Origin of the sequence: Pseudomonas sp. LG1E9, assembly GCF_003290225.1 — a bacterium.
Taxonomy (GTDB): domain Bacteria; phylum Pseudomonadota; class Gammaproteobacteria; order Pseudomonadales; family Pseudomonadaceae; genus Aquipseudomonas; species Aquipseudomonas cyclaminis.
The window spans coordinates 5,751,228-5,763,444 of the sequence record NZ_CP029983.1 but is presented as its reverse complement, the minus strand read 5'-3'; the positions used below and the strand labels follow the sequence as shown (position 1 = coordinate 5,763,444).

Below are 12,217 nucleotides of genomic sequence, written 5' to 3'. Positions count from 1 at the left end.
AGAATATTTGATGGCGATCCTTACGGAAGCAGAAGTTATTGCGCGATCACGAACGGTCAGTCGCTCAACCAAGTTGATCAAGTCGTCCAATGAGGCTTATGCATCGTCCGAGACATTTGACGTGTTCTTAAGCCACTCATCCAATGAGCCTAGTGAAATAATCTTCGGTATTAAAGGCTTATTGGAGGATGCGCAGCTCAAAGTCTATCTCGACAAGGTCGATGATCCTCAAATGTCTCCAGCTCATGTGACGCCTGAAACTGCGGAAATCTTACGCGTGCGGATGCGCCAGTCGCGTTCGCTTCTGTACGTCTACAGCCGACACTCGACTCAATCCCGCTGGATGCCCTGGGAGCTTGGTTTCTTTGATGGCGTGAAAGGCACTGTGGGGATCCTCCCCGTTGTTCAGCACACGCAAAATATATTCAAAGGTGAAGAATATTTGGGGGTCTATCCGTACGTTGACTTCGTAGGCGTAGCAAACTCGTCGGATAAGAAGCTCTGGATTAACTCGAGTGTTAACGAGTACGCGGATCTAGCCAGATGGGTGAAAGGATTCGAGCGTATTCGTAAACGATAAGCCGCATTCTTGGCACAAAAATTAGTGCCAAGCGCTATCCGTCCTTGATTGCTGAACGCTGAGCTGGGCTCAGTGTGCATTACTGGATTGCAGCAAATCTGCGATCTCAGAAGCAATCTCATCGATGGTATGTACGGCGGTGCTACGTGCCACCTTATCCGCGATTGAGGAACTGAAATCCATTACCTGCTGCTTCGTTATATTGTGCCAAATCGGAAGAAGAACCTGTTCACCTGAAACGGAGCGGGTGACGATTCCGTCAAGTTCGTAGTTGGTCCATCCCTTCTTGATGAAGGCAGGGGAGAGAACTAAAAGCCCAACGCGGCTATTGGCGAGACCCTTATCGATTTTCTGTCGTAAGCTGTCCCCTATGCGCAGGGGCATTTCGTCGAACCACACCTTGAGCCCAGCGGCAATCAAAGCATTGGCGAGCGGCCTGACAAACTCGTCTTTGTCCTCAGACGCATGAGATACGAATACGTCATAGGTTTGCCCGTCTAACTGCGCTGCCGTTGGAACGTCGCTACGCACGAGGCTTGGCACTTCTGATAACGGACGCCGATATATTTCCGGCACCGCACTAGACAGTGCGCGCGACGTCCGCCCCCCAACGCCACCCGGCGATGAGGACGATGGTGAAGATGAGTAGGAGGGGTAGGATTGCGAGCGCGCCCCATAGCTGTTGTAGCGGTTTCTACAAGCGGGACAATTAGCTGCCGCGCTCGCGGAGCGGTGGCCCACCTCACGCAATGGCGAGATCGATGGCATTGGCGGGGCGCCCCAGGAAGAAAAGCCTCTTCCAAGCGCCTCTGCTGAAGGATCACTGATAGCACTATGCCTACGCAAGCCCAAATCATGTAGAGATCCGCTGGCAGATTCACAACATAGGTTATGCGAAGAAGAGGGTCCAAAAACACATCAATAGTTCCGGCCACAAAACCAGCAAAGCAAAAAAAGAAAGGATAGAAAATAATTGGATGAGTATCATATGATAAAAAACTAAGCCATTACTGGCTTTGTTCGTTGGACGGCCAAAATGTTTCGTTTTTTTTTTTTTTTTTTTTTTGCCCATTTATTAGTTTATTTGATAGACAGTAAGCTTGAATATTTTGAGGGGCTTCGGTTTGAAATCAGAAAAAATTTGGGATGTATTCATTTCTCACGCTTCAGAAGATAAGAGCTTTGTTGCGCGTCCTTTAGCCAATAAACTTTCTGAGGCTGGGTTAAGAGTATGGATAGATGAGGCTGAATTGCATGTTGGCGATAGGCTGCGTGAGAAAATTGACGAAGGGTTAGTTAAGTCTCAGTTTGGAGTTTTAATTCTTAGTCCAAGTTTTTTTGCAAAGGAGTGGGCTAAGTCAGAGTTGGAAGCACTGGTTTCTAAAGAAGTTGGTGGCAATAAAGTTATTCTTCCTGTATGGCATGAGCTGAATTTTGAGGGTGTTCAGAAATATTCTCCGATTCTTGCCGACCGCCTAGGTGTTTCAACTGAAAAAGGACTTAACTTTGTTAAGCAGGAAATCGTAAAAGCCATACAAGCCATTGGCAATCGTAATAGGCGAGAGCAACCAATTTTTGCAGGAAACATGACTAAGAAGCAGCTGTTGTCTCTAGCTACGGGCAACGTACTGATGGCAAATGGTGTAAATCCTGATTTATCACCGATTCTTGCAGAAGAGGTTGGTCCCCCAGAAACCCGAGAAAATCTCTGGGCAAAGCTTCGGGATGTGGGCTATGCAGGTAAACGGTGCTACGTCTTTGGAGATTGGGCGGGCTACCGTGATCATCTGGCAGGCAGGTCAATATGGACAACGATGCATGAGCGGATCTGAAAAGTTGATCAATGACGCTCGCTTTATGTGCTGGATCTCTAAAGCTGACGCCTTTTCTGCCCCATTGTAATGCGTGGTGTCCGCTATGTTGGGTCGTTTTCTGCCGGTCATGGCAGGTCAATCCCCAGCAGTTGACTGTTCAGGTCGAATGCAAATGGGTGGGAAAGTCTGTGCAATGACCCAGTATGACTGCGATCAATGCGAATCAATGCGAATCAATGCGAGTTTATGTGGTTGAGCGCTATTTATTGGTAACTATGATTTCGCCGCATAAAATCGCACTTAACTAAACGGCAAGATGTGTGTTGTACGGGTACGGGCAAGCCCGCACCCTACCAGCACGTCCCCTTATTCGCCTTCGGCTCAACGGCATCTTGCTCTGCGAGGCCACAGTCACTGCCGCGTCTTAGTGCTGAAAAGCACCAACAGGAGCAAAGGCCATGGCCGAGGACTCCAAAAGAAAGGCTCACCCCCAAGATGGGGGAAACCGATAGAGGTATGGGTGACAGATGAGGAAAAGGCGACCATCACCGAGCGCGCCGAGGAAGCGGGCATGTCCCGCTCAGGCTACCTGCGTGCCCTTGGATTGAATACTCCGATTCGGTCGGTCGTTGACCTGGCCGCCGTAGTCGATCTGGCCAAGGTCAATGGCGACCTTGGGCGGTTTGCGGGGCTGTTGAAACTTTGGCTTTTAGAAAAGCGAGGCCAAGGCGCAGATGCGATTGACGTAGAGCTGATGATGGAATTTAAAGAACTGCAAGTCGGCATTCGTAAAGCGATGAGCGCAATAATGTATGGCAAGTGATGTGATCCCGCGCTGAGGCACTTAAGTCCGCTGCTCGCAGGCGTTTCAAAATAGGAGGGGGCGGTTGGACGGGGTGCCTTCCACGCGACCCCCAATGCGGCTGTGATTTAGACTTGATGCAGTCAATTGATCGACGTAAAAAAAATGGCTGTGGCTGGTCGAATCAATCATCTACATTGCACGATCACATGCAGGGAAAAGGTATATTGGTAAGTGATGGCTCGACCTCGATCTGCCATGGCGGATCCACCACGATGGAGATGATGCGTGAAGTTTGCGATTGAGTTCGACGGCAAAAGTTTTGAGTTGCACTCAGATTTTCAGAGTGGGACATCTGAAATATATAGGAAACTTGAGATAACTCCGGTTTATGAAAGCTATTGGCGATTTGCTGCTGAGCGCCAGAAAGTTTTTAGGAAGAGATTGATGGGCGCTTCGGGGCCTTGGACCGCTGATCCTGTTATTTCCGCTCATAAATTCACAAACGCGTATCGCGCCTCAGATCGAGTTAGCCAGTATTTAATCAGAAATGTAATTTACCGTCCCGATCTTTGCGACTCTCCGGAGGAAGTAGTTTTCAGGGTTCTGTTATTTAAGTTTTTCAACAAGATTGAAACTTGGGAGCTTTTGGAAAGAGAGATTGGAGCTATCAGTCACCGCAGTTATAATTTTGAGAGATACGATAGAGTATTAAGCCAAGCTATGCGTGCTGGGGGGCGTATATACTCGGCCGCGTACATCATGCCGCCAGGGAGCTCCGCATTCGGATACCCAGCAAAGCATCAGAATCATCTCAAGCTGCTTGAACGAATGATGGATGAAAATCTTCCGAAAATTTTGCATGGCTTGGATAGTATGCAGAAAGCCTTTGAGATTATTCGAAGCTATCCAACTATTGGGAATTTTTTGGCATATCAGTTTGTGACTGATATAAACTATTCAGAAGTTACAGATTTTTCAGAAATGGAATTCGTAATGCCTGGGCCGGGAGCTCTGGATGGTTTAAAAAAGTGCTTTAGAATTACGGCAGGGGTTGACGAGGCTAATCTGATACGGACGATGGCTGAAAATCAGGAGCGTGAATTTGAGCGCTTGGGTATTAAGTTTGACTCGCTATGGGGGAGACCACTTCAGCTAATAGATTGTCAGAACATTTTTTGCGAAGTTGATAAGTATGCCCGTGTTGCTCATCCGGAGGTTTTAGGAATCTCAGGGCGTACTCGTATTAAACAAAAGTTTTCTCCGACTGGCTCTTTGGACATGCCATGGTACCCACCTAAATGGGGGATCAATGATCGGATTGCGGCAGATTTTAGATCGCTTGAGTTTTCGAAAACCCGATCATCTTTTTGCGCTACCACCCAAACAGCGTTGAACTTGGAGTGTTAAAAAATGGATTTGAATTCTTATCAGCAGCTTGCTCAATTAACTGATCGTGTTCCTTCAAATAGTACAGGAGGCGCAGGGATTGACCTGATGGTTCCGTTGCTTGGTTTGGCGGGCGAAACGGGAGAGCTTCTTAGCGAATATAAAAAGCATCTTCGCGACGGCGAATCTCATTTGCTGTTTAAAGAAAAAATCTCTGAGGAATTGGGCGATTTGCTTTGGTACATCGCGAACGTGGCCGAAAAGTCTGGACTCAGTCTTGAAGATATTGCGCAGAAAAACCTAGATAAGGCTAACGGCCGTTGGGGTCACGGCGACACCAGTGCGGTGGTATTTGATGAGAGCTTTCCAGAGCAGGAAAGATTACCTAGAAAATTCGAGATTAAATTAGGTGAGGTCATTGTTGAAGGTAAAGTTAAGATAAGAATGCTAATGAATGATATGCAAGTTGGGGATGATCTAACTGATAATGCAGATGATCCTGACGGCTATCGGTTTCATGATGTATTTCATCTTGCCTATATCGCAGTTTTGGGCTGGTCACCGGTGATCCGCAGTCTTATGAAACGTAAGAGAAAAAGTATATCTAATATTGATGAAGTGCAAGATGGAGGGCGCGCACAGGTTATCGATGAGGCTGTTGCTGCTCTCGTGTTCGATTACGCTAAAGAGCATAATTGGCTTGAGGGCGTAACGGAGCTTGACTATAAACTTTTACGTACTATCAAAGGTGTTACTTCTCTCTTGGAAGTGAAAGAGCGCTCGCCGGGAGAGTGGCAGAAGGCTATTCTTCTGGGCTTTGAAGTTTGGCGTGAAATTCTTAGGTCCAATGGTGGCCGATTGCTAATTGACCAGGATTCGAGGTCGATAGTCTATGCTGGAGGTATAGAGGCCGGTATGGCTTAGGATGATTTTTTGTTTTTATTGATTCCTCGTTTATTAAGTTATGGATAACCTAGGGGGGTACGGTAGTGAGCAAGTCTGGAAATCGTAGGCATTTGTTTATAAGTCACCACCATCGTGACGACGCGCTAGTTGACAAGTTTGCCAAATTGCTTGGGTCGAAGGGTTGGGATATTCGTAATAGCTCAATTCGTGCAAAACCGGCTAACCAGCAAAGACTTGATAAGGGAATGGTCAAGGAGTCGACAATAAAACGACTGCTCCGCATGAAAGTCTCTTGGGCGTCCACAGTTGTAGTTTTGATAGGGCAGCAGACACACCAGCGCCCTTGGGTGAACTGGGAAATTGATCAAGCGCACGCGCAGGGCAAGCGGATTGTTGGGGTTTACGAGCAGGGAGGCAAAGAGTCGGATATACCCGCAAGTTTAGAGAAGTACGCGTCCGCAATAGTTGGCTGGAACTCAGATAGTATTATGAGCGCTATTGATGGCGGGGAGAATAGTTTTCAGAATCCCGACGGAACCACGCGCGATACTGTCAATGCCGCAGCAAACTCAGAGTGCTAGCGATGACGAAAGTATACATGTATGTAGTGGCTCGCGATTTCGGTTTTGCTCCGAATCCGTTTCATGGCTTTTGTACTTTAGCAACCTGTAAGCCTCGCACGCGAAGGGTAGCTAAGGTGGGTGACTGGATCGTCGGAATGGGCGGAGGGAGGCTTAGGGCTACGGGTAAGTGTCTTTTTGCAATGAAAGTTTCTCATTCGGAAACTTTTGATGGTTATTGGAGCAATCCTTTATATAGAGATAAAAAGCCGTTGAGGAATGGCAGTAAAAAAATGATTGTAGGTGATAATATCTATTATAAAAAAGATAACGAGTGGAAACAGCTTAACTCGCATCACAGCTTTCCAGACGGTTCGCCTAATCCGCACAATATAAAAAATGATACACAAACAGATATTGTCTTGATTTCTGATTATTTTTTTTACTTTGGTGCGAGCGCAGTTGAAATTCCAGAGAAAATACTTAAAGATCTGGGTTACGCCAATGGAAGAGATCACCGTAAATTTCCGTTCCAGCAGGCGCGCCCACTTATAGAATATTTAGAGCGTGAGTTTGAGAGCAATAGACTATATGGAGACCCTTATGACTTTGAGTCTGCAAAGTCACGTTATTCGGTCGAGAACGATAAGTTGACGGTTTGAAATTTTTTCGAGGATGTCATTGTTGAAGAAATGCCCGAGCGTGCTCGGGCACTATCTGCTTAGAGATTATCAGCAGGTTCGAGCATATTTTTAGCTAATTGCTTGAACCACTCTCTCACATCGGCCGGGGTCGTATTTTCGTCCAGCAAAGCCTTAGAAAAAACTCCTTCTGCTACGTGCACACCAAGCTGTCTATAAGCTTCAAATTGCTCTTCAGTATAAAATTGATCTAAGGTGGATTCGTGTGGGAAATCGGGGCTTATGGAGCGATAACGCTTAAGCAGCTCTGTTTCATCTCCGGTCAATGATAGTTTTAAATATAGCATCAAACCAATAGCCTCCGGTTTCCCTGGCCCTGCATCAGGATAGTGAATTCTAAGAAGATGTGAGTGAGTTCTACTAAGTGTTGACTTTGGATCAAGCCGTATGTCATCGAGCCTCGGTTCAAGTCGTACACCAAAATCGATCTGAGCGTGCCTAACTAATGTCAGCTGTCCCTCAAATGTTGAGCGCGGATCAGCTTCACCGTCCACGCACACAATAAATTTGCAGCGGCGGCGGAGCAGCTCATAGAGTCCCATGTTTTCAATATGTCCGCCATCTGAGAGGTTCAGCCATGGGTTATTTTCATTCATGCCAATGCCGGTCATTTCACGGAGCAAACATAAAAAGCTAGGGGATTTCTTGCTCGCGATTTTAGGGTTACTTATCCAGTAGCCCAGCCTTAGGTTCAATAATGTCATCAGTGCCGATAAGCTGGATATAGAGTTGGGCCCCATCTGGGGCGAGACCGCTGCCCCGGAAATAGCCATTGCAGTCGCAAGATCAACTGCGGCGCCGTTGCTTTTCCATTGGCCAGTAGAGGAATAGCCGGTCGCTGCTGAACCGCACCAATGTTTGGAAAAAATAAAGAAATCTCCACGTCGATCTCTAAGAGTGCGATTTTTGCTGGAAGGTAAGTTCACAGTTGTGTTGATTAAATGATACGGCGCTCTATGACTGTTATTTACAGAGTACAATGGTAGATCGTCAGATTTTTCATCATTTTCCACAAAGGTTTTTGCGAGCTGATCTCTGTAAAGTTTGTGTAGGCCAGTCATATTGACGTTTAGGCATAGTGAAATGATGGAGCAGGTTGCAATAATTATTGTAAGTAGCACTTGCCCGCTAAGCCATGGGATTGTCGAGATCTGGGGGTGGTTGCCCACCGTTTTCAAAATGTAAAGTAGTGCAAGTGAGATTAGGGGTACGATAACAGCGGCTAGAATTAAGGAGTACTTTAGAAGTATATTTTTAGAATGAAGGCTATTAAATATCGGTATAAATTTCGCGATCAATGGGATTGCAAACGCTAGTGCGGCCAAGTAACTTGCAGCTTGCCAATTATCAGAAGTGATCTCTCCAAGTGACTCATATCCCTTGCTTGCAAGGAATGTTGACAATGCGATTAGTATGGCGCCTGCGCCTACAGCAACTATGCCACTTCCGGCTTTGGCCCCCCACCCGAAACGCAAACCTATGCCATAGGCTATAATTCCGATTATGCTGGCTCCGGCGGAGAGCCCTGCAATCCAAAGCCAAAAGCTTGGGATGTTTAGCATGGATGTATAATTACTAATTAAAGCTATAACTGCAATCATGCCTATCGGCGTGGATAAATTTAGTATGAGTCCTGCTAGGGCCCCCGTTACCATCATCCATCGTTGCTTTAAATTTGCGGCGCTTAAATATTTTGCATTTTGTCTGATATGTCGAATTGAGTCTGTGTCTGGGCCGTATGGCTTGCTTATTGCCTCGTAGCCCTCTTTCTGGCTAAGCGTCGATGTGATAAAGCTTCCTATATATCCGCCTCCAGATACGGTGGAAAGATAGTCGAAGTCTTTCATTAGCTTTTTGTCAGATAACACTTGGACGACGCCGAGGCAAAATGTCGCTGATCGGATACCTCCTCCGGATAGCGATAAGCCAACTGCGTCGGTTTTTTCAGTTTTATTTATGCTGTAATGTTTGCGGCGAGCTTGAATTTCGGTAGCTTCGGAAGTGTTTATATCGCGGAAATTAGGGGATCTTCCAACCGTATCAGTCGGAATACCGAATTCTATCGGAGTGAAGCATTTTTCCAAGTCGTCAAAACTTACTACTGGAGGGGTAATCTTATCCTCGCAAATTTCACCATAGGCCATCAGCTGTAACTGTTCGCAGAAATCTATTAGTTTTAATCTTAGTTTATTAAGATCTATGCGAAACTCATTGGCCCCATCTTTTGAGTCTAATATTCCGGCTTGATGCGCCCTGTGCCACTTCGCCGTAACGGGACGAAGTTCAGTGTTCAGCATGTCCGTGGTGATTTGTGAAAAATCTTTGCATCCGGGAAATGCTTTCATAATATTTCGGGCTAGCCCAAAGATTTCCCATAGGCTCTCCAACGCCCGCGTTTCAATCCCGTATTGATATGGGAGTGGCTGCACGGCAATGCGTGTCCTGAGTTCAGATAGCAGGGAATGCGCGGCCAACTGGTCTGGGGTCAACGGTGACGGTACACTGGTCATCCTTAATCGTTCGTCCTTTGCCGGGTATCTTCTCGGATGGCTTTTGGCCTTTAGCGCTCAGCTTACTCGGCGGTCTGTAATATGGCGAGCGAGCTACGGTTTAGATGACGATCGTCAGGCCAAGGGGGACCCCCTCCTCGATACATGACAGGTTTATTGGAATGAGAGACCGGCTCCATGACGAGGCATTGGCTGAAATCTTCCGCACTGACCCGCTCTATGTCGCTGCCCTGCTCCGAGAGGTGCAGCGGGATGGCTGCGAAGCTGAGCTTGAAATCCTATTGCGCCAGTTAAACCATGCGTTTGACCGGGAAACCACACGCTTAGCGCCCCTTTTCATAGACGAGCCAGAGGATGAGGGTTGAATGGTATTTTTAATGGTACTCGTAATTCCTTTAGAGTTAATCTCCATGAAATACGGCCTTTGTGTGGCTAATTGACAATAGAGTAGGAATGATCTTCAACAACCTGTTTTATAGGTAAGAGATCGCTTTACCATCAGCCTCAAACAACAAAACCCGCCTTGGCGGGTTTTGTTGTTTTTGGCGAAGACGTATCAGAAATCGTAACGCACATTCGCAGTAAAGGTGTCCGCGTCGAAACCACTGCTGGTCAGGTAGTTGTACATCCCGCCCACGGTCCACGCGCCCACGCGGTAGTTTGCGCCCAGTCCCAGCTCGTAACTGTCGCGCGCGGGTGTCGCGCCTGTGGTGGTAAACGGTGTACCGCCGAGTACGAAGGTGGAGGTAGTGCTGGCCTTGTCACCGATGAAATCGTGCCAGGCCATCAACTTGGCTTCGGGTTCCAGGCTGCCCGCGCCTACGTCAAAAGCGGCCGCCAGACGGGCGCCCAGGCCCATTTCGCCGGTTTCATAGCGCTGCTTGCCGACGTTGAGGGCCGCCGAGCTGCCTTTTTCACGGTACGAATCAATCGATACGTTGGCATAGCGCGCACCGATCTGTGGTTCCAGCAGCCACTGCTTGTCGAGTTGGAAGGTGTAGCCTGCCAGTGCGTTGACGCCGAAGATCTCACTGTCGTAGTTGGCCTTGGCGCGAGTACCGGCGATGTAGCGTTTAGACTCGTTGTCGTTCCAGCCGTACATCAGCGAGGTGTCGACAAAGAAATTGTCGCGGGCCCAGTTGCCGTACAAGGTCAGTGCATGGCCGCTGACGTCGGTCTTGCTGCCCAGGTCGGATTTGACGTCGCTGGTCAGGTAGCTGTAGGCCAGGCCCACGGTTGTCTCGGTGTTGAGCTTGCCGTCGGCACCCACGGCGATGCCATTGGTGTTGGCGTCGTAGCCATCGATACCGTGGCGGCTGTCTTGGTTGGCATCGCTGGACAGCGCTTGCAGCCATACGCCTTGTTCTGCCAGGACATCACCGGATGACAGACCGCTACGCGCTTTACTGGCCCGGCGGTTGATGGCGCCTGCAACCAGGTTCTGGCTATTGGTGGCGGCGTTGATCGCCCCACGGCTGACATCTGGAGTCAGGGTTTCGGTCAGTTTGGCCAGCTCTTCGCTGGTGGCGGCGTTGGCGAAACGCTGGAACACCGGGTCGCTTTCGTCCATCTGGCCCAGGACCGTGTTTTTGAACGGCTTGATGGCGTTCACCGCGTTGCGCGAACCACGGGCACCCAGCAGGTCTTGCGTGATCACCTCATCACTGCGGGTGGCAACCAGTGCTTTGACGTCCTGACCGTCAATGCCGAAGTTCCTCACCTCAAGCAGCGCCGAGGAGGACACCACGGACAGGTTCTGCGGGTCTTCCCAAGTGCCGGAGTTGATAAGGGTGTAGCGGGTGCCCTGGGCCGGCGTGCGGAAGTCGTCGGAGCGGGCCTGCAGTTCGATTTGGCTGCCTGCAGAGAAGTAGGTATTGCCGGTGACTTTCAGGATCGGCGCGTTGGGCAGTGTGTTGTTGTCCAGCAACAGGCGCAGGCGCGCAGTGGCGCTGTCCAGGTCGAGGTCGCCCTCTATCGTCGTCTGCGGGCGGAGCAGCGTCAGGCGGCCATCGCCGATATCGACGTACCCCGCGCGGATGGTCGAGCCATCGAACATCGCGTCTCCACGCACCAGTACGCCGCTCAAGCCCAGCACGTCACCTTTGACCTGACCACCTTCCCAGTAGAAATACGAAGATGAGGCATTGTCGTCGTCCACTGAAATGGCTGCCGTGCCGCCTTCGATCAGGCCGCCTGTTTGCATGATGGAGAGGCTGTTGGAACCGCCGGATGTGTCGAGACTGCGAAAGCGGATACCGATGCCTTCGGCGGAGATAGTCCCGCTGTTGTTGATATCGCTCTTGGCGGGAGCGCCTGCGATCTGACCGGTAAAGCGGGCTTTCTCGATGTCGATACCCATAGAGTCGATGCCGCGCGCGGTGATAGTGCCCGAGTTATTGATGCGCGCTTGGGTCGAGGTGATCAGCATGCCTTCGGCTTGTTCGCCGGTCACAGTGATGTTGCCATTGTTGTTTACTTCACCCGCGATGGTCGCCAGATATACATCCAGCCCGACGACGGCATTGCCGCTCACCGTAATGTCACCATTATTTACCAGGTCGCCAGCGACGTTGGAATTGAGGGTCATGGCGATACCGGACGGGAATTCGGTGGGGGTCGCGGCCGTCACATTGATTTTGCCTTGGTTGACCAGATTGCCCGCCAGGTTCACGTTGGTCAGCATGACACCTGCGTTTTGCGACGTCCCGGTGAAGGTGGCGTTATTGAAAACATCGCCGGAGCTGCTGTATGCCCCTGTGCTCAGGTCGTAATTGAAGTCGGGTGCGGGGGCGGCATGTACGGCGGTAGTGGCAGTTGCGACGGACAGGGCCAACAACGAGCGGCGCAGGTGGGAAATGTTCAAGGCAGTATCCTTACAAGGTAGAAAGCTGACAGGGAATTACCTACGCGTCAGCGTCTTTTTTTGGCTTCCCTGCCAGCTTGTCAGTGAAATGC

The 12,217-nt window shown here is 49.4% G+C and carries 10 protein-coding genes; 7 read left to right on the top strand and 3 right to left on the bottom strand.

Going from position 1 to position 12,217, the window contains the following annotated elements:
- Positions 1 to 10: 10 nt before the first annotated feature.
- Positions 11 to 580, top strand: a complete 570-nt coding sequence (locus tag DNK50_RS26370) for a TIR domain-containing protein (protein ID WP_112196663.1) — start codon at positions 11 to 13, stop codon at positions 578 to 580.
- A 69-nt stretch (positions 581 to 649) separates the two neighbouring features.
- On the opposite strand, the gene DNK50_RS26365 is transcribed toward DNK50_RS26370, so the two are convergent.
- On the bottom strand, positions 650 to 1,111 hold the full coding sequence (locus tag DNK50_RS26365) for a toll/interleukin-1 receptor domain-containing protein (protein WP_256595397.1): 462 nt from the start codon (positions 1,109 to 1,111) through the stop codon (positions 650 to 652).
- A 593-nt stretch (positions 1,112 to 1,704) separates the two neighbouring features.
- On the opposite strand from DNK50_RS26365, the gene DNK50_RS26360 reads away from it, so the two are divergent.
- The 6 genes from DNK50_RS26360 to DNK50_RS26335 all read left to right on the top strand — a co-directional run bounded on the left by DNK50_RS26360 (position 1,705) and on the right by DNK50_RS26335 (position 6,713).
- The gene (locus tag DNK50_RS26360; protein WP_162633404.1) at positions 1,705 to 2,412 is read left to right on the top strand and encodes a toll/interleukin-1 receptor domain-containing protein; all 708 of its coding nucleotides are present in this window, start codon (positions 1,705 to 1,707) and stop codon (positions 2,410 to 2,412) included.
- 490 nt (positions 2,413 to 2,902) lie between these two features.
- Positions 2,903 to 3,217 (top strand): CopG family transcriptional regulator, encoded by a 315-nt coding sequence (locus DNK50_RS26355; RefSeq protein WP_112196998.1) that lies wholly within the window; start codon positions 2,903 to 2,905, stop codon positions 3,215 to 3,217.
- Positions 3,218 to 3,484: 267 nt separating this feature from the next.
- Positions 3,485 to 4,606 (top strand): nucleotide kinase domain-containing protein, encoded by a 1,122-nt coding sequence (locus tag DNK50_RS26350; RefSeq protein ID WP_162633403.1) that lies wholly within the window; start codon positions 3,485 to 3,487, stop codon positions 4,604 to 4,606.
- Positions 4,607 to 4,609: 3 nt separating this feature from the next.
- Entirely contained in the window at positions 4,610 to 5,509 is a 900-nt protein-coding gene (locus DNK50_RS26345; protein ID WP_112196660.1) for a nucleoside triphosphate pyrophosphohydrolase family protein, read from the top strand.
- 65 nt (positions 5,510 to 5,574) lie between these two features.
- Positions 5,575 to 6,072, top strand: a complete 498-nt coding sequence (locus DNK50_RS26340) for a TIR domain-containing protein (protein ID WP_112196659.1) — start codon at positions 5,575 to 5,577, stop codon at positions 6,070 to 6,072.
- Between the two features lie 2 nt (positions 6,073 to 6,074).
- On the top strand, positions 6,075 to 6,713 hold the full coding sequence (locus DNK50_RS26335) for a hypothetical protein (protein WP_112196658.1): 639 nt from the start codon (positions 6,075 to 6,077) through the stop codon (positions 6,711 to 6,713).
- A gap of 59 nt (positions 6,714 to 6,772) precedes the next feature.
- Here the strand turns inward: DNK50_RS26335 and DNK50_RS26330 are convergent, their stop codons facing one another.
- On the bottom strand, positions 6,773 to 9,097 hold the full coding sequence (locus tag DNK50_RS26330) for a patatin-like phospholipase family protein (protein ID WP_256595394.1): 2,325 nt from the start codon (positions 9,095 to 9,097) through the stop codon (positions 6,773 to 6,775).
- Between the two features lie 721 nt (positions 9,098 to 9,818).
- Positions 9,819 to 12,125, bottom strand: a complete 2,307-nt coding sequence (locus DNK50_RS26320) for an autotransporter domain-containing protein (RefSeq protein WP_112196655.1) — start codon at positions 12,123 to 12,125, stop codon at positions 9,819 to 9,821.
- Positions 12,126 to 12,217: the final 92 nt, after the last annotated feature.